This is a genomic window from Dactylosporangium sp. CA-052675 (genome assembly GCF_050947935.1).
Classification (GTDB): Bacteria; Actinomycetota; Actinomycetes; order Mycobacteriales; family Micromonosporaceae; genus Dactylosporangium.
In genome coordinates, this window is sequence record NZ_CP192010.1 from 1,328,679 (window position 1) to 1,346,431 (window position 17,753).

Below are 17,753 nucleotides of genomic sequence, written 5' to 3' on the forward strand. Positions count from 1 at the left end.
ATGTCCATCGGTAAACGTCGATCTATCGCGATCGCGTCCGGCATCGCGTTGGCCGGCGCCGTCGGAGCGTTCGCGATCACCGCGGCGACCGTCGGCACCGCCAGTGCCGCCGCGAACAACTGCGGCTACCTGTTCGACGACTTCAACTACAGCTCGTCCTCGGACGCGTCGCTGACCGCCCACGGGTGGGTGCCGCGCACCTACTCCGGCGGCCCCGGCGTGCCCGGTGCCACCTGGTCGGCCAACAGCATCAGCTTCCCGACCAGCGGCGGCCAGAAGGTCATGCAGCTCACCGCGTCGACGGACGGCACCGGCGGGGGCACCAACCAGGCCGAGCTCTACACCAGCCAGAAGCGGTACCTCGAGGGCACCTACGCCTCGCGCATCCGCTTCACCGACACGCCGACGAGCGGCAACGACGGCGACCACATCAACGAGACGTTCTTCACCATCAGCCCGCTCAACGGCGACCTCGACCCCACCTACAGCGAGCTGGACTTCTCGGAGTACCTGCCCAACGGCGGCTGGGGCGAGACCGGCCCGATCAACTACCAGACCACCTGGTACACGTACCGCAACGACCCGTGGTACGCCGACAACGTGCACTCGGAGGAGCGCAAGAGCTTCGACGGCTGGCACGACCTGGTGATCACCGTCTCCGGCGGGCACGTCATCTACTACATCGACGGCCAGCAGGTCGGCGACCACTCCGGCAAGTTCTACCCGCGCCAGACGATGACCATCAACTGGAACCTGTGGTTCATCGACACCGCGGCCCACTCCGGCGGCCTCTCGACCTACATCCAGCAGGTCGACTGGGTGCTGTACGCGAAGAACCAGGTCCTCACCCCGAGCCAGGCGACGGCACAGGCGGCCGCCTACCGCGGCGCGGGCAACGCGTTCACCGACACGGTGGACTCGTCCGGCCCGTGCGTGACGCCGACCGGCTCCGCGACTCCGTCCTCGTCGGCCTCGCCGTCGAAGTCCCCGTCGGCGTCACCGTCGCCGTCGACCTCCACCCCGCCGGCCACCAACTGCGCGTCCGCTCCTGAGTGGACGATCAGCGGCATCTACACGGCCGGCCAGACGGTCAAGCACGAGAAGAGCGCCAACGGCAACCCGAACGGCCCGGCTTCGGGCCAGGGCAAGCACCTGTGGCGCGCGAAGTGGTGGACACAGGGCTCGGAGCCCGGCTGGACCGCCAACTGGGAAGACCTCGGCCACTGCTGAGTAGGCTCTCCCTGTTTCCTGGGCCGGCGTCCCTTGTCCTGGGGCGCCGGCCCTTCCACGTTCTGTGATTTCGTCATCGCGTTCCGAGTCGATCGAGAAGCGCTCGGGGCCCGGATTTTTTGGCGTCGGGTAGCATTGAGCAATCGGAACAGCACGCGCGACCCGCGTCCTTCTGTTCTCGGTCCCGCTCGTCATCTGCCGCACACCGCCGGCCTGAGGACGATGGTGGCAAACGATGTGACCGAGCATCTCGGTTGCAGCCCAGCCGTGTGGCGCAGCAGCTTCTGGACCGGCCGTTGTGCAGTGCACCTGGTCCTGAGGACGACGTCGAACTTGCCGTGCCGTTGGGCCGCGATGGGGGATCTCGATCGCGGCTGGAGTGCTCGGAGAAGCTGTGCACCGAGCACTCGACGCTCGCCAAGGCCGCTGGTCAGGATGCTCTTCAACGCCGACGGTGGCCGGCCACGGCAACACCTCGGGATCGGGCACTCCTCGGCGGCCGCCCGGCCTATTGTTTTTCCCTCTTCGGAAAATCGAAGGCTTTTGCTCTTGCTTTGTTCTGACCTGGTGGCGTTGACATGTGCGAGTCCGTCTCCTCCGCGGGGTTTTGCCGGCCGCTCGCGGGCCGCGCTTCGGTGCCCTGGATCCGCGTCTGCCGCCCGGCGTAGCTGCGTGCGGTGACAGCGGATCGCGGCGAGGCGGTCGTGGGCGGCGGCCCGCGCGAGTCGTGATCGGGGCCGAGCCTTGGCGGATCGTGGCGCCGACGCCGGCGAGGTCGCCCGCCGCCGCGGCCGGGCGCATCACCTCGCGCCAGCGGCGGGGCCGCCGCCCACGTCCCCGCGCGAAGCGGTCAGAAGCCGGCCGCATCTCGCCCTAGCCTCACCCGTGTGCGGATCTCATTGCGGGCGCTCAATCGGACCTACCTGCGGCGGCAGCTCCTCAGCCAAGGCGAAGGCGGTGGCGGCGACAGCCCCCGAAGCGTCGCCGAAGTGGTCGCGCACCTCGTGGCCGTGCAGGCCCAGGAGGTCGACGCGCCATATGTCGGGATTTGGGCGCGTACGCAAGGATTTGTGCACACCGAGCTGCAGGACGCGTTGGCCGGCAAGAGCGTCGTCCGGGGTGGGCTGCTCCGCGGCACGCAGCACATCGTCGCCGCCGCGGACTACCTCTGGCTCCGGCCGTTGATCTCGCGCAGCATGGGCGGCACCGGGCTCTCCCCGTTCCGGCGGCAGCTCGACGGGATCGAGCTCGCCGAGCTCGCCGCCGCCGCGCGGGAAGTGCTCCACGGGCGGAGCATGACCCGGCCCCAGCTCGCCAAGGCGCTCGTGGCCCGGTACCCGGGGCGGGAGACCATGGCGCTCGCCTGGGCCGCGCAGCACCAGCTCGCGCTGATCCACCCGCCGCCCACCGGGATGTGGCGGCGGCGCGGGCACGTGCACGTCGCGCTGGCCGAGGAGTGGATCGGCGCGCCGCTGCAGGACGGGCGGGAGGGGCGGGTGCGGGAGCTGTTCCGCCGGTACCTCAGCAGTTGCGGGCCCGCCACCGTCGCCGACTTCCAGAACTGGTCCGGGCTCCGGCGGGTCCGCGAGGACATCGAGGGGATGCGCCGCTCGCTGCGCGTGTACCTCGGCGACGACGGGCGGGAGCTGTTCGACCTGCCCGACGCCGAGCTCGCCGACGCGGACGAGCCGGCTCCCGTGCGGTTCCTGCCCGAGTTCGACAACCTCGTGCTCAGCCACGAGGACCGGAGCCGGATCGTCGCCAGTGCCGCCGATCGGGCCGTGATCTGCCCCGGCCTCTCCGTCGTGCGCCCCACGTTCCTCGAGGACGGGTTCGTCGCCGGCACGTGGGAGGTCCGCGGCGAAACCCTGGCCGTGCAACCGTTCCGGCCCCTGCTCGACCCCGCGGCGGTCCGCGCCGAGGCGGAGAGGCTGCTCGAGTTTCTCGAGCTTCCGGACGGTACGAGCGTGACGTTAGAAGAGGGTCAGCGGCCCGACCGGTAGCGGCTGCGGCAGCGGGCGCAACGAGGGCACGAGCGCCGCGACGGCGGCGTGGAAGTCGCGGGCCAGCTGCGGCGCGTCCGCGTTGTCCGGCGTGTGGATGAAGAACGTCGGGGAGCGGCCCTCGCGCAGCCACGCGGCCGCCTGGCGGGCCCAGCCCTGCCAGCCGTCGACGGTCTGCTGCCGATCGTCGCGGCCCAGGTACCGCACGATCGGCCATGAGGTGAGCGCCGCCGTCCGCCGGGGCAGCCGCGGCTTCTTCAGCCACGCGTCGCGCTCGGCGTCGCTCGTCGGCGCCGCGGCGAAGAACGCCGTGGTGTCGAACGGTACCCACTCGGCCCCGGCCGCGACGAGCACGTCCTCGAGCTGGGTCGCCGCCCCGGCGAAGAACGCGGGATGCCGGACCTCGACGGCGCAGCGATACCCGGACGGGAGCCGGCGCAGGAACGCCGCCAGCCGCGGCACGTCCGACGGGCCGAAGGACGCCGGAAGTTGTACCCACAGTGCGTGCACCCGCGCCCCGAGCGGCTCGATCGCGTCGAGGAAGCCGCGCAGCTCGTCGTCCGCGCCCGTCAGGCGGTGCTCGTGCGTGACGGGGCGGGGCAGCTTGAGCACCATGCGGAACTCGGGGCCGGTCTGCTCGGCCCAGGTCCGCACCGTCTCCCGCGTCGGCGTGGCGTAGAAGGTGGTGTTGCCCTCGACGGCGTTGCACCAGCCCGCGTAGGCGCGCAGCCGCTCCCCGGCCGGCAGCGGGTGCTCGACGAAGCGCCCCTGCCAGGACTTGAGGCTCCACATGGCGCAGCCGACGTGCAGCACGGGCATGGTCACGCCGAACACGGTAAGCGATCCGGTCGCGGGGAAGATCCTCAGGCCAGGAGGGCGGCGAACTCGGGCCCGCCGGACGTGACGGGGCGCCGCCACGAACCCCGGGAGCGGGTCGCCGGGCATGACGAAGCGCCCGCCGGAAACCCGGCGGGCGCCTCGGAACGAGCTGCCCTACTCGGCCGTGAACGTCACGTTGCGACGGCGGCGGATGGCGAAGACCAGGCCCGCGCCGCCCGCGATCAGGGCCGCGCCCGTGCCGACCATCGGCAGCGTGCTCGACGAGCCGGTGACCGGCAGGCTCGGGCTCGGCGACACCGACGGCGGCGGCGGGGTGACGGACTTCGACGTCTCGGGCGTCGGCGACGGGGACTTGGACGGCGACTTCGAGGGCGACGGCGACGGCGTGTGCTCCGTCGTCTTGCAGTCGCCCTTGAGCTGGACGGGCCGGCTCGTGAAGGACTTGGTGTATCCGTCCGACCAGCGGGCGTCGACACTCAGGGTGAGGCTCTTGCTGGTGGTGCCGGCGTACGTGGTGGTGAACGAGCTGCTGCTGCCGGACTTGCCCTTCTCCGCCAGGCTGATGGCGGCGTGGGTCTCGCCCGTCTCGTTGATCTTGATGTTGGTCAGATCAACGGTCTTGTTGTAGTCGTTGCTGACCGTCCAGGTCACCGTATACGTGCCGTTGACACCGCAGTCCGCCTTGCCAGCCGGACCCGCGCTGTGCGCGCTGGCCGGGGTAGCGAAGAGGGTCGATAGGCCGACGGCGGCGGCCGCGGCGAAAGTGCCGACGGCAGCCTTCCTGAACAGCGAGTTTTTCACGTCGTCTCCTACGGGGCAGAACTTAGCGACGACACAACATAGTGCGAGGCGGCCCGTCGGCGACAGTCGTAAGGACATAGAAATCCGCGAGTGGTGCGGGTTTGTCCGGATTCTGCAAAAAAATAATGAAGATCTATGATCCTCTTAATCACTCGATGCGGTGAACCCGTTACAACATAAGGGCAAACGCCGAGCTGGCGGCCGTGCTGCCGCTGCGTGATGGTGGCAGGACGCTAGGTGTATGCCACGACGAACCTCGATGTATGCGCGGTCTGGTCGCGGTCGCGGACATGTCGCGGCTTCGATGCCGTCGAGTGTGCACGGGCCCTTGCCTGAGGGAATGCTGAAGTCGGCGCGGGACGATCACACAAAGTAGTCGTCGAGGGTGCCGGGTGGCCCGGAATAGGATCGCGCCGGTGGAGACGGCGCAGATCCTGCAGCACGCGTCGCTGCTCACCCTCCCGCAGCTCCAGGTCGCCGAGGTCCTGTCCCTGCGGGCCGAGGGCACGCGGCGCCGGGATCTGGCGCGGGCGCTCGGCGTCGAGCCCGACGACCCGCGGCTCGAGGCCGCGCTGCACGCCCTGCGCGACAGCGGGCTCGCATGGCCGGACGGCGAGTGGATCCGCACCGTCGAGCTGCACAAGGTCCTCGCCAACAGCTACGGGTTCGGGCGGGCCGCCGCGCACGAGATGACGTACCTCCCCCTGGAACAACTGCAGCGCATCGCCCACGAGCTCGGCGTGCCCGGCGGCCTCGGCGACCGCGACCACGCGCGGCTCGTCCGGGCCGTCGGCGCCGCGCTCGCCGACCCGGACCTCGTGCGCGAGCAGTTCCGGCTCGCCCCGAAGGCGGCCCAGGACATCCTGCGCGACCTCGCGACCGGGGAGCCGTTCTACGCCGACCCGCACGCCCTGCTCGCGCTGCGCACCAACCGCCGGGGCACCCCGCTGCGCTTCGCCGTCGACCGGGGACTGCTCGTCCTCAACGGGTACTACGGCGCCGCCCTGTCCATGCCCAGCGAGGTCGGGGCCGCGCTGCGCCCCGGGTTCCGGGCGGACTTCGACACCACCCCGCCCGCGCCGCCGTCGGTCGCGGTCAGTCCCGAGGCCGTCGACCGGTCCGGGGCGGCCGCGGCCGGGGCGGCGCTCGCGTCCGTCGTCACGCTGCTGGAGGAGTGCGGCCGGACCCCGGTGCCGATCCTCAAGGCGGGCGGGATCGGGCTGCGCGAGGTACGCAAGCTGGCCCGGCTCATCGACTCCGACGAGGAGGGCGTGCGGTTCTGGCTCACCGTCGCCGGCATGAACGGGCTGATCGGCATCGCCGGCGACCGGGTCGCGCCGTCGGCCGAGTTCGACGCCTGGCTCAAGCTCGACCCGGCCGAGCGCTTCGCCTGGCTGCTGGAGGGCTGGATGCGGATGCGGGCCGCGCCGCTGCTGCTCGACGGCCGCCCCGCGCTGGTCGGCGGCGAGCACGACGAGAGCAGCGCCGTGCTGCGGGTGACCCTCGCCGCCGTGCTCGCCTCGCTCCCGCCCGGGCGCGGGGCGGCCGGGCTGGACGGGCTGGCCGCGATGCTGGCCTACCTGCGGCCGCTGGTCGCCGGCGATGCCGATGAGGTCGTACCGCTGGCCGCCGCCCTCTGGCGCGAATGCGAGCTCATGGGCGTGGGCGCGCACTACGCCCCGACGTCGCTCGGGCACGCGCTCGCGTCCGGCGACGGCGAGCGGCTGGCCGGAGTCCTGCGCGACTTCCTGCCGGCGGCCGAGGAGACGGTACTGCTGCAGAGCGACCTGACCGCGATCGCCACCGGCACCCCGTCGGCGTCGCTGAGCGACCTGCTCGACCTGGCCGCCGAGCGCGAGTCCCGCGGCGGCGGCTCCACCTGGCGGTTCACGGAGGCCTCGGTGCGCCGCGCGTTCGACGCCGGCACGGGCGCCGACGAGCTCATCGCGCGCATCCGCGCGGCGGCGGCCGGCGGGCGGGTGCCGCAGCCGCTGGAGTACCTGGTCGCCGACCTCGGCCGCAAGCACGGCAACGTGCGGGTGCGCACGGTCGGCTGCGTGCTGCGCAGCGACGACACCGCGCTGCTGGGCGAGATCATGCGCGTGCGCAGCCTGGCGCGCCTGGAGCTGGCCGAGCTGGCGCCGACCGTGCTGTCGAGCGCCCTGGGCCCCGCGGAGACCCTGGCCGCCCTGCGTCAGGCCGGGTACGTGCCGGTCGCCGAGCGCGCCGACGGCACCATCGCCTTCGAGCGCCCGGCCCGGCACCGCGCTAGAGGGACCGGTCCAGGAAGCTGATCACCGCCCGGGTCAGGGCGACGCGCCGGTCCGAGAAGGCGTGGTCGGAGGGCAGCAGAACCGTCTCGCAGCGCTCGAGGCCGGCGTAGGCGCGCACCAGCGGGTCGTGGTGCAGGGCCGGGGGCGCGACCGTGTCGTGCTCGGCCGCGACGAGCAGCACCGGGCGGCCCGCGAGCCGGGGCGCGAGGCTCGCCAGGCGCCACGCCGGGCCGTTGGCGCGCATCTCCTCGAACAACGCGTCGCCGCTGGTGCCCCGCAACGGCAGCGGGTCCTCGGCGAACATGGCGCGGGCCTGCTCCAGTACACCTTCCGGCGCCTGGGAGACGGCCCCGAGGTCGTAGGCGGCCAGGGCCGCGACCGCTCGCACCGACGGGTCGCCGGCCGCCGTGTGCAGGGCCGCGAAGCCGCCGACGCTGTGCCCGACCACCGCGACGCGGCCGGGGTCCAGCGACGGGTCGAGCCCGGGCGCGGCGGCGGCCGTGCGGGCGGCGTCGGCGAGCACGTTCGACCAGCGGTACGCGCCGCCGACGCCCCACGAGCCGCGGTAGTGCACGACCAGCGCGGCGTAGCCGGCCCGCCGCAGCGCCTGGGCGAGGTCGAAGTTGCGCTCGTTGCCGGGGAAGCCGTGCAGCACCACGACGACCGGGTGCGGCCCGGGGCCGGCGGGGAGGTGCAGCACACCCAGCAGCGGCACTCCGGCGCTGTCGAAGCGCACCTCGGGCGTGCGGGCGCGGGGGAGCAGGGCCGGGTCGGGGTCGGTCAGCCAGCGATCATCCACGTGCAATTTGTACAAGGCGCCCGGGGGTGCAGGGGAGGAGAATGCCAAGCATGACCGCGAAGCCCGTGAACCTGACCGAGGCGCTCCAGTCGTTCACCGAGGTCTACAGCCCGCGGATCGTCGCGCGGATGAACGACTACGACGTCCGGGTCGCCCACACGCGCGGCGAGCACGTGTGGCACACCCACACCGACACCGACGAGTTCTTCCTCGTGCTCGACGGGCGGTTCGACATCGCCATCCGCGAGGCGGACGGCCACGAGCACACCGTCGTGCTGCATCCGGGCGACACGTACGTCGTGCCGCGCGGTACCGAGCACAAACCCTCCTCGCCGGGCGGCTCCATCCTCATGTTCGAGCCGACCGGGACGCTCACGACCGGCGATGCCGCCGTGGGCGAGATCCCCGCGCACGTCGACAGCACCGCCGGGCACGAATTGGGCTGATCCGCCGGCCCGGCACCACCGCGGGGCTGGGCGCCTCCCCGGCGCCTAGCCCGCGGCCAGGTGCTGCTCCACCGTGGCGACCTTCGACTCGAGGCGGCCCACCGGGCCGTCGCGCCAGTCGACCTTGATCACGGTGCTGGTGCGCGGGGCCGCGGACTGTACGACCGCCACCGCCGCCTGCACGACCGCCATCACCTCCTCCCACGTCGAGCCCTCGACCGTGGTGAACATGGCATCCGTCCGGTTCGGCAGCCCCGAGGCCCGGACCACCCGCACCGCCTCGGCGACGAGCGCACCCACGTCCTCCCCGAGCCCGAGCGGCGTGACACTGAACGCGACAAGCACAGACATGCACTCGACGCTAACCTGGGCAACCGTGCGACTGCTGATCACCAACGACGACGGCATCGGGGCGCCCGGGATCAGGGCGCTGGCCGAGGCCGCCGCGCGGGACGGGCACGACGTCACCGTCGCGGCGCCGCAGACCGAGTTCAGCGGGGCCGGGGCGGCGCTCACCGCCGTCACCGAGCAGGGGCGGCTCGTGCTGGAGCCGGTCGAGTTCGGCGGGATCGCGGCGTTCGCGGTGGCCGCCTCGCCCGCGTACATCGCGGTGCTCGCGGCCCTCGGCGTCTTCGGCCCGGCCCCCGACATCCTGCTCAGCGGCATCAACCAGGGCGCCAACGTCGGCCACGCGATCCTGCACTCCGGCACCGTCGGCGCCGCGCTCACGGCCGCGAACGAGGGCATCCGCGCGCTCGCGGTCTCCCTCGACGTGCCCACGGCGCTGCCCCACGAGGACCGGGCGGTGCCGGTGGTCGAGCAGCACTGGCCGACGGCCGGGGCGCTCGCCGCGCGGCTGCTGCCGCGGCTGGCGGCCGCCCCCGCCGCCACGGTGCTGAACCTCAACGCGCCGAACCTGCCGCTGCCGGCGATCAAGGGGCTGCGGCGCGCGGCCCCGGCGCCGTTCGGGCAGGTCCGGATGGCGGTGGCGGAGGCGGCGCAGGACTTCGCGCGGATCATCGTCGAGGTCCGCGAGGAGCCGGCGCCGCCCGGCAGCGATCTGGCGCTGCTGGCCGCGGGGTACGCGACAGTGACCGCCCTGCGGCCGCCGTCGGAGGACCCCGATCCATTCCTGGTGGGTGACGGCCTACTCGTTGTGGAGGACCTCGGCGATGGGCAGCCGCGCGGCGGTGCGTGACGGCAGCAGCGCGCCGAGGACCGCGATCGCCACGCCGGCCAGGGCCATGAGGGCCAGCGCCCCCGGGTTCCAGACGTGGAACATGGCCGCCGGGAGGTCGATCTTCGCCGTCCGGCCCACCATCGGCAGGATCAGGCGGTGCGCGGCGATGCCGACCGGGATGCCCGCGACCGCGACGAGCAGGCCCAGCACCGCCATCGACGTGACCATCATGGCCACCACCTGCCGGGGCGTCATGCCGATCGACTTGAGCGTGCCGAGGTCCCGGCGGCGTTCGCGGACGTTGAGCAGCACCGTGTTGAAGACGCTCAGCGCGGCCACGGTACCGATCATCAGTGAGAACACGACCGAGACGGTGACCACCGAGACCGTGTAGGTGTTGCCGAGACCGCTGACGGCGGACCAGGCGTAGAGGCCGGGGTCGGCGGCGCGCACGGCGGCGAGGTACGACTCCACGCTCGTCCCGGGCTGAACGCGCACGGAGTACATGACCTCGTGGTTCACGAGGTGGTACGACGGCGCGACGGCGGTGAGGACGGACCAGTCGGCGAAGAGGTCCCCGCCGGCGATGCCGGCCTCCATGGTGCGGCCCACGATCGTGACGGGGGTCTCGCGGCCGTCGTAGGCGAGCCGGATCGTGTCGCCGACGCGCAGGCCGAGGTTCCGCAGGGCCTTCGACGCGGCGACCACCTCGCCCGGGGCGGCCATCCAGCGGCCCTCGGTGAGCTCGGCCTGGTAGCCCAGCGTGCTCGCGTCGCCGCGCAGGAAGTCCACGTTCACGGGGCTGCGGTGGCCGGCGACGGCGAGGCGCAGGGTGAGGTCGGCGGTGACGAAGACGGTGCCGGGCAGCCCGCGCAGCAGCGCCTCCACCTGCGGGTCGGTCCTGTCCGTGGAGACGCCGCCGAGGTCGGGGTTGCTCGGGCGGACCTGGGCCTGCACCGCGTCCGCGCGGTCCACGGCGTCGCCGAAGCGGATCACCGACGTGGCGAGGCCGCCGGCGAACGTGACCGTGGTGACCCCGAGCAGCAGCGCGGCCATGGTGAGCGCGGTGCGGCCGGGCCGGGCGAAGGGCAGGCCGAGGCCGAGGCTGACCGCGCGGGGCAGGCGGGTGCCGGACAGCGCCCGCTGCACCCGCAGGCCGCGGCCCGCCTTCGGGGCGGAGCCGGCGCTGATGGCCTCGGCGGCGGAGAGCCGGCGGGCGCGCCGGGCCGGCACCAGCGCGACGAGCGCGACCAGGACGGGCACGCCGAGGGCGCCGGTGAGGGGCACCCACAGGCCGGTGTCGACCCGCGCGCCGAAGCCGAGGCCCTGGAACGCGCCGGCCAGCAGCGGCCGGGCGGCGACGGTGCCGAGCGCGGTGCCGAGGAGGGCGCCGGCGACGGACGGTACCGACACCATGACGAGGTACACGGACACCACCTGGCGCGGGGTGAAGCCGATGGCCTTGAGCACGCCGATGTGCCGGAACCCCGAGATGACCGCGCCGCTGACCACGTTGGCCACGATCAGCACGGCGACCACGAGGCCGAGCACGCCGAAGACGACCAGGAAGGGCAGCATCGTGCCCGGTCCGGCCGCGACCTCGGCCTTGCGGGTGAGGTAAGACTGCGTCCCGGTGAGCCCGTCGCGCGGCACGGACGCGATCGCCGCGTCGACCTCGGCCCGGTCGGCCGCGTGCCGGAAGCGGTAGAGGACCTGCGATCCGGACGGGCCGAGCGCGGCCATCGTCGCGGGGGAGACCCAGGCGTCGGCGGTGTTGCCGAGGCTGTACGCCACCCCGACGATCGTCAGGACGGGCCGGCCGGGCACGGAGACGGTCTTGCCGAGGATGTCGCCGCCGAAGCGCTCGGCGTCGGCCCGGTCCGGCGGCGGCTGCGCGGTGACGACGATCTCGTTCGCGCCGGTGGCCCAGCGGCCGACCCACACGTCGACGCGGTCCACGGGCCCGGCCGGGTCGGCGCGCCCGACGACGGTCAGCGGCCCGGTCGCCCAGATCGGGCCGCCGTCGGCCGGCACGTCGAGCACCACCTCGGGGAAGGGGCCGGCGACCGCCTCGACGCCGGGGGCGTTCGTCGCCGGGTTCTGGGTGTCGTACGCCGCGATGACGTGCGCCCCCCGCTGCTGCGCGAACGCGCGGTCGAACGGGCCCGTGGACGCGTCGAGCAGCCCGAGCGCGACCACGATCGTGGCCGTCGAGCACAGCACCACGAGCCCGATCACGAAGGTCTGCAGCCTCCTGCGCCGCACCGCCGCCCGCGCCGCCCGCCACACGGCGCTCATGCCACGACCTTGCCGTCGGCGAGCTCGACGATCCGGCTCGCGCAGCGCTCGGCCATCGCCGTGTCGTGCGTGACCAGCAGCAGCGTCTGCCCGATCTGGTTGAGGTCCAGCAGCAGGTCCATCACCTGCTCGCCGGCCCGGCTGTCGAGCGCCCCCGTCGGCTCGTCGGCCAGCAGCAGCGCCGGGCGGTTCATGAGCGCCCGGGCGACCGCGACCCGCTGCCGCTCGCCGCCGCTGAGCGAGGCCGGGTAGGCGTTGCGCCGGTCGGCGATCCCCAGCTCGTCGAACAGCTCCAGCGCACGCCGCCGGGCCTGCGCGGCGCGGATGCCCATGAGCTGCGCGGCCAGGGCCACGTTGTCCAGCGCCGAGAGGTCGTCGAGCAGGTTGAAGAACTGGAACACCATGCCGATGCGGCGCCGCCGGAACAGCGCCAGCCCCGTCTCGCTCAGCGCCCCCAGGTCCTCGTCGTGCACCTCGACCCGCCCCGCCGTCGGCCGGTCGAGCCCGGCGATCATGTTCAGCAGCGTCGACTTGCCGCAGCCCGAGGGGCCCATGACCGCGACCGCCTCGCCGGCCTCGACGCTGAGCGAGACCCCGTCGAGGGCGGTCGTGCCGCCGAACTCCTTGCGCACCCCGTCCAGGCGCACCACCGTCGTCATGCCACGACGCTATTTCGGGTGTACCGCCCGTGGCGTCCGCTGCCGGATGCAACCCGCCGCCCGGGGTCATCCTGCGGATGTATGCCGGTGCCTCCGTGGTCCGATGCGCGCCCGGGCGCGCGTCTGGCATCGTGACGAGGGTGACCGTCCTCGCCGCCGTGCTGCTCGCGGCGCTCGTGGTCGCCGCGGCGGCGGCGGTCGCGTCGGGACTCGCGGCCGCGCGGGCCCGGCGGCGGCACCGGCGGGCGCTGGACGAGCGCGGCTGGCTGCTCGAGCGCGAGCGGCAGGCGGCGGCGAGCGGCGCCGTCGCGGCCGAGCGGGCCCGGATCGCCCGCGAGCTGCACGACATCGTGAGCCACAACGTGAGCGTGATGGTCGTGCAGGCCGGAGCCGCGCGCGAGGTCCTCGCCGCCGCGGCCGCCGACGTCCCGCCCGACGTGGCCGGCGCGCTGGCCGCGGTGGAGGGGGCCGGCCGCGACGCGCTCAAGGAGCTGCGGCACCTGCTGGGCCTGCTCGCCCCCGCGGCCGACGGGGCCGAGGAGCACTTCGAGCCGCAGCCGGGCCTCGACGGGCTGAGCCGGCTCGTGGACCGGATCGCGTTCGCCGGGCTGCCGGTCGACGTGTTCATCAGCGGGGAGCCGCGGCCGCTGCCGGCCGGGATCGACACCACGGCGTACCGGATCATCCAGGAGGCGCTCACCAACGCGCTCAAGCACGGGGAGGCGGATCGGGCGGAGGTCTCGGTGCGGTACGCCGAACGCTCCCTGCGCATCGAAGTCCTCAACACCGGCCCCGCCCGGCCCGCGCGCCGCACCTCGCCCGTCGGCACCGGACGGGGCCTGCTCGGCCTGCGGGAGCGCATCGCGGTGTACGGCGGCGACTTCGACGCCCGCCGGCGCTTCGGCGGCGGCTTCCGGGTCCGCGCCCGCATCCCCCTGGACGCGGCATGAGCGGTCCGCGGGTGCTGATCGCTGACGACCAGGCGCTGGTTCGCACCGGCTTTCGCATGATCCTCAACGCGCGCGGCGTGGACGTCGTCGGCGAGGCGGCCGACGGCGTCGAGGCGGTCTCCGCGGCCGACCGCCTGCGCCCCGACGTGATCCTCATGGACATCCGCATGCCCAACCTCGACGGCCTCGCCGCCACCCGCCAGATCGTCGAGCGGCAGCCGAGGTGCCGGATCATCATGCTCACGACGTTCGACCTGGACCGCTACGTGTACGCGGCCCTGGCCGCCGGCGCGAGCGGCTTCCTGCTCAAGGACGTGACGCCGGAGCACCTGGCCAACGCGGTCCGGCTCGTCGACACCGGCGACGCCCTCCTGGCCCCGTCGATCACCCGCCGCCTGGTCGAGCGCTTCGCCGCCGCGTCGGAGCCGCCGCCCCTGCACCGCGACCTGACGCCCCTCACGCCCCGCGAACTCGAGGTCCTGACCCTCATGGGCCAGGGCCTGTCCAACGCGGAGCTGGCCGCGGCGCTGACCCTGAGCGAGGCGACGGTCAAGACCCACGTGACGCGGATCTTCACCAAGCTGAGCCTGCGCGACCGGGCGCAGGCGGTCGTGCTGGCGTACGAGACCGGGCTCGTCCGCCCCTCCTCGGACGCCGCTGATCCGCCGCCGTACTCGCGTCCGGCTGAGGAGCCGCACGGCTAGAGTGGCGAGCCGTGGACGAGTTGCCGATCGTTGAGTTCGGGTTTCCCGGGGATTTGCGCGACAAGCTCGTCGCGGCCGTGCTCGGCGGCGGCAAGACGACCACGACCGGGCTGCTGCAGGACTACGCGATCGACCAGGAGCCGCTGCCGCAGGCCGGGCAGCGGGCCGCGGTCGTCGACTCCGGCGGGCGGCGCGTCGGGGTCATCGAGGTCGTCGAGGTTCGCGTGGCCCGGCTCGGCGACGTCGACCTCGCGCACGCCGTCGACGAGGGGGAAGGGGACGCCTCCGTCGCGCAGTGGCGCCAGACGCACGAGCGCTTCTGGCACGGGCCGGAGTACCGGGGCTGGCTGGGCGATCCCGCGTTCACCGTCGACGACGACACGCTCGCGGTGTTGCAGCGCTTCCGGCTCGTGCGCTAGACCCCGGGCGTGTGGGCCGACCCGGTCACGGCCCGGACGGTGGCGTCCGCCACGGCGGGGACCGCGTCCGTCTCCAGGCCGCCGACCGAGATGCGGATCGCCGGGGGCGTGGCGATGCGGTACAGCGCGCCGGGCGCCACCGCGAACCCCGCCTCCCGCAGCCGCGCAACCGCGGTCGTCTCGTCGGGCACCGACACCCAGACGTTGAGCCCCGTGCGGCCGGTGACCGTCCGGCCTCTGGCCCGCAGCGCTTCCACGAGGGCGGTTCGGCGGATTTCGTACTCCTCCTTCGCCGTCGCCACCGTAGCCGCCACGGCCGGATCGGACCACAGGTCGGCGACGAGCCGCTGGAGGAGCAGCGACACCCACCCGGTGCCGACGCGCTGACGCCCGACGAGCCGCCCGATGCTGGTGGCATCGCCGGCGACCACGGCGAGCCGGAGGTCGGGCCCATAAGACTTGCTGACCGACCGTACGAATCCCCACGCCCCCGTAGCCCCGGCCAGCGGATGCAGCGCGTCGACGGAGAGCTCCCCGGCATGGTCGTCCTCGATCACGAGCACGTCGGGGTGCTCGGCGAGCACGGCGCGAAGATCGACGGCCCGGGCCGCGGTGACGCCGGCCCCCGTAGGATTGTGGGCGCGGCTGGTCACCACGAACGCGCGAGCCCCGCCGCGCAGCGCGTCCGCGAGCCCCCGAGGCTCCGGCCCGTCCTCGTCGACGGGCACCGGCACCGCCCGCAACCCGAGCGCGGCGACGAGATCGAGCAGATTCGCCCACCCGGGATCCTCGACGGCGACGCGGTCACCGGGCAGCAGGTGCGCGTTGAGCAGCCGCTCGATCCCGTCGAGCGCACCCCCGACAACGGCCAGTTCACTCCCGTCGACCCCGTCGCGCTCGAACCTCTCCCGGGCCGCGGCGCGCAACGGCGGATGCACCGTCCCCGCGGCGTACCCGGTGGACGTCCCCGCCGCGGCGGCGCGCGCGAGGGCCGGCCCGAGATCCGGCAGCAGCCGGGGATCGGGTGCCCCGGTGGCCAGATCGAGCACGCCTTCGGGCACTTCGAGCCGGAACTGCCCCCGCGCGGGCGCAACGGCCGGCCGCGGCCGCACCCGAGTACCGTGCCGCCCCGCCGACTCAGCGATCCCCCGCTGGCGCAACGCCTGATACGCGGCGGCGACGGTCGCGGGACTGACCCCGAGCTGCGTGGCCGCGGCGCGAATCGGCGGGAGGGGGTCGCCGGCTTGCAGGCTGCCGGAGCGCACACCGGCCTCGACGGCGGCGGAGATTTCGCTCGCCGTACGCCCGGCCAGCGCAAAGCCCACGGTCACGCCCCCGACCCTATAGCCCGCGCGAGCGGGGGGAGAGGCTGAACCTCGTCGACGACCGCACGACGCCGTCCCGCTGCTCAGACACTCCGCGGCGGCAGCAAGTGATCCGCGCAAATTCGGTGCGCCGTCCGGCTTGAACTCGAGATCACTTGGAGCGAGTGGGAGTCTGTGAACTGGCCAGCAAAGCCAGGCCAGTGGCTGTATAGCAGGCATGGGAGTTGGAGTCGGCGTGCCACCACTGCCGGGCTCGGTCGGGGCCGGTGAAGGGTCCGACGGCGAGCAGGCGTCGGCTGAGTGGGTGGATGGCCACGAGGACGGTCGGCGCGTTCAGGTCGGCGACGGTCGCGTCACGCGGCGGGTGTACCGACGCCGCCGCAACGACGGTACCCTGACCGAGCCGATCGCGAACCGGGAAATTATCCTCCCTCGACACTCGGCTGATGCCGTGCGGCAAGCCCTAGCCGAGTTGGTCTAGCCACGACCACCGGTGCCACGTTCGACATTCCGGGGACGGCGTCCGAGGGCATCCGTACTTCGGCATCGGGACGTCTGCCCATCCGTGGGTAGGAAGCATCGGCCTCGCCGTGATCGTCACTCACTGTGATGACGCAGCCGGCCGTTACGCGCACCCGTTACGGCATGAGCGAGCACGTCCGCGAGCGTCCGTAAGGTACGGGCGTGGCTTTGACCGACCGACCCCGCACCGCCGAGCAGTGGCGGGTCTACCTCGCCGAGTACAGCGCAGATTTCTTTCGCGTCGCCGATGCCGATCGGCTTGACCAACTCGGGGAAGAACGACGGGCCTCCGGGTGGCTCGGGTTCGCCGGTGCGGGTGAGGACGCGCTTGCCACCGTCGAGGAGCGGCTCGGGGTGACGCTGCCACCCGGCTACCGTGGCTTCCTGGAAGCCTCTGACGGGTGGCTTGAGATCGGGCCGTTCGCGTGGACGATGCGGACTACGGCCGACGTCGGATGGTTGCGGGACATCGAGCCCGACATGTGCGATCTGGGTGACGAGGACGACGAGGTGCTGGCGCGAGCGCTGCTGGTGTCCGCCGACACAGACGCCTGCTACTGGCTCCTCGACCCTGCGGATGTCAGCGACGACGGGGAGTGGGCAGCGTATGTGTGGGCGTCGTGGTATCCGGGCCTCGGCGACCGCTTCGACTCGTTCGCCGATCTCGTCGCCGCCGAGCGGGAGTCGTTCGAAGAGCTCAATGCGCGCGACGGGCGGGCTGTCGAGCCCGCCGGGGCAGCTGAGCTGATCGCCGAGGGACGGCTGATGGCGCTGCGGGGCGACGCTGAGGGAGCGGCCGAGCGCTTCAAGGCGGCAGCTCGCAAGGGGTCGGGAGCGGGGCAGTACCTCGCCGTCGTCATAGGGGCATTCCTGCGACCCGACGTGCACCACAGGATCCGTAACGACGTTCTGGCGCATCCACACGTGGTCGATGCGGTCGGTGCCGGGCGAGTGCGTGCCGAGCTCGTACCGCTGTTCCTGCAGCGCGAGCCCGGCGCCTGGGCCCGGCGGATCGTCACGGAGGCGCTCGGCGACGCCGGCGACCTACCGGCAGCGTCAGAGCCGCCAGAGTTCGCCGCCGCCCTCGAACAGGCCCGCGAGCCGGCGCGCCGCGGCGACACCGAGGCAGCCTGGTCGGTCGTGGCCGTAGCGGTGCCACGCTGGCGCAGCGACGACCCCCTGCGCATCGCGCCCGTGACGCTGCTCACCGATCCGGTCCTGAGTCCGCTCGTCACCCCGCAGCGCGCCGCCTGGATCGCCAGCACTCCGAAGGGCCAGGCAAATGACTGATCCGGCACGGCCAT

At 73.3% G+C, this 17,753-nt stretch carries 16 protein-coding genes; 9 read left to right on the plus strand and 7 right to left on the minus strand.

The window, feature by feature from the left end:
* A complete protein-coding gene (locus ACQP1P_RS05975; RefSeq protein WP_433083883.1) occupies positions 1-1,230 on the plus strand; it encodes a glycosyl hydrolase in 1,230 nt (409 codons plus the stop codon).
* 1,010 nt (positions 1,231-2,240) lie between these two features.
* Positions 2,241-3,233 carry a winged helix DNA-binding domain-containing protein gene (locus ACQP1P_RS05980; protein ID WP_433089861.1) on the plus strand — a complete coding sequence of 331 codons (993 nt, stop codon included), beginning with the start codon at positions 2,241-2,243 and terminating at the stop codon, positions 3,231-3,233.
* Here the strand turns inward: ACQP1P_RS05980 and ACQP1P_RS05985 are convergent.
* Both ACQP1P_RS05985 and ACQP1P_RS05990 read right to left on the minus strand, forming a co-directional pair.
* Positions 3,204-4,025: a DUF72 domain-containing protein gene (locus ACQP1P_RS05985; protein ID WP_433089863.1), complete on the minus strand. Its 822-nt coding sequence runs from the start codon at positions 4,023-4,025 to the stop codon at positions 3,204-3,206. The two genes, ACQP1P_RS05980 and ACQP1P_RS05985, sit on opposite strands and share 30 nt — an antisense overlap.
* Before the next feature lie 201 nt (positions 4,026-4,226).
* Positions 4,227-4,874, minus strand: a complete 648-nt coding sequence (locus ACQP1P_RS05990; RefSeq protein WP_433083885.1) for an LPXTG cell wall anchor domain-containing protein — start codon at positions 4,872-4,874, stop codon at positions 4,227-4,229.
* 416 nt (positions 4,875-5,290) lie between these two features.
* Here ACQP1P_RS05990 and ACQP1P_RS05995 point away from each other — a divergent pair, with 416 nt between their 5' ends.
* Positions 5,291-7,168: a helicase-associated domain-containing protein gene (locus tag ACQP1P_RS05995; RefSeq protein WP_433083887.1), complete on the plus strand. Its 1,878-nt coding sequence runs from the start codon at positions 5,291-5,293 to the stop codon at positions 7,166-7,168.
* Here the strand turns inward: ACQP1P_RS05995 and ACQP1P_RS06000 are convergent.
* Entirely contained in the window at positions 7,143-7,946 is an 804-nt protein-coding gene (locus ACQP1P_RS06000; protein ID WP_433083889.1) for an alpha/beta hydrolase family protein, read from the minus strand. The genes ACQP1P_RS05995 and ACQP1P_RS06000 overlap by 26 nt on opposite strands.
* Positions 7,947-7,996: 50 nt before the next feature.
* On the opposite strand from ACQP1P_RS06000, the gene ACQP1P_RS06005 reads away from it, so the two are divergent.
* On the plus strand, positions 7,997-8,392 hold the full coding sequence (locus ACQP1P_RS06005; protein ID WP_433083891.1) for a cupin domain-containing protein: 396 nt from the start codon (positions 7,997-7,999) through the stop codon (positions 8,390-8,392).
* A 45-nt stretch (positions 8,393-8,437) separates the two neighbouring features.
* On the opposite strand, the gene ACQP1P_RS06010 is transcribed toward ACQP1P_RS06005, so the two are convergent.
* On the minus strand, positions 8,438-8,743 hold the full coding sequence (locus tag ACQP1P_RS06010; protein ID WP_433083893.1) for a thiamine-binding protein: 306 nt from the start codon (positions 8,741-8,743) through the stop codon (positions 8,438-8,440).
* A gap of 25 nt (positions 8,744-8,768) precedes the next feature.
* On the opposite strand from ACQP1P_RS06010, the gene surE reads away from it, so the two are divergent.
* The gene (gene surE, locus ACQP1P_RS06015) at positions 8,769-9,590 is read left to right on the plus strand and encodes a 5'/3'-nucleotidase SurE (protein ID WP_433083895.1); all 822 of its coding nucleotides are present in this window, start codon (positions 8,769-8,771) and stop codon (positions 9,588-9,590) included.
* On the opposite strand, the gene ACQP1P_RS06020 is transcribed toward surE, so the two are convergent.
* Positions 9,540-11,870 carry an FtsX-like permease family protein gene (locus tag ACQP1P_RS06020; protein WP_433083897.1) on the minus strand — a complete coding sequence of 777 codons (2,331 nt, stop codon included), beginning with the start codon at positions 11,868-11,870 and terminating at the stop codon, positions 9,540-9,542. The two genes, surE and ACQP1P_RS06020, sit on opposite strands and share 51 nt — an antisense overlap.
* A complete protein-coding gene (locus ACQP1P_RS06025; protein WP_433083899.1) occupies positions 11,867-12,529 on the minus strand; it encodes an ABC transporter ATP-binding protein in 663 nt (220 codons plus the stop codon). Before ACQP1P_RS06025 ends, ACQP1P_RS06020 begins: the two co-directional genes overlap by 4 nt.
* Before the next feature lie 140 nt (positions 12,530-12,669).
* Here ACQP1P_RS06025 and ACQP1P_RS06030 point away from each other — a divergent pair, with 140 nt between their 5' ends.
* Genes ACQP1P_RS06030 through ACQP1P_RS06040 form a run of 3 tightly spaced genes read left to right on the plus strand, consistent with a single transcriptional unit; the run spans position 12,670 to position 14,602 of the window.
* The gene (locus tag ACQP1P_RS06030; RefSeq protein WP_433083901.1) at positions 12,670-13,479 is read left to right on the plus strand and encodes a sensor histidine kinase; all 810 of its coding nucleotides are present in this window, start codon (positions 12,670-12,672) and stop codon (positions 13,477-13,479) included.
* Complete coding sequence (locus ACQP1P_RS06035) at positions 13,476-14,183, plus strand: response regulator (protein WP_433083903.1); 708 nt, start codon at positions 13,476-13,478, stop codon at positions 14,181-14,183. Before ACQP1P_RS06030 ends, ACQP1P_RS06035 begins: the two co-directional genes overlap by 4 nt.
* Positions 14,184-14,194: 11 nt before the next feature.
* A complete protein-coding gene (locus ACQP1P_RS06040) occupies positions 14,195-14,602 on the plus strand; it encodes an ASCH domain-containing protein (protein ID WP_433083905.1) in 408 nt (135 codons plus the stop codon).
* Here ACQP1P_RS06040 and ACQP1P_RS06045 read toward each other — a convergent pair.
* Entirely contained in the window at positions 14,599-15,933 is a 1,335-nt protein-coding gene (locus ACQP1P_RS06045; RefSeq protein WP_433083907.1) for an aminotransferase class I/II-fold pyridoxal phosphate-dependent enzyme, read from the minus strand. The two genes, ACQP1P_RS06040 and ACQP1P_RS06045, sit on opposite strands and share 4 nt — an antisense overlap.
* 678 nt (positions 15,934-16,611) lie before the next feature.
* Here ACQP1P_RS06045 and ACQP1P_RS06050 point away from each other — a divergent pair.
* On the plus strand, positions 16,612-17,739 hold the full coding sequence (locus ACQP1P_RS06050) for an SMI1/KNR4 family protein (RefSeq protein ID WP_433083909.1): 1,128 nt from the start codon (positions 16,612-16,614) through the stop codon (positions 17,737-17,739).
* Positions 17,740-17,753 lie beyond the last annotated feature (14 nt).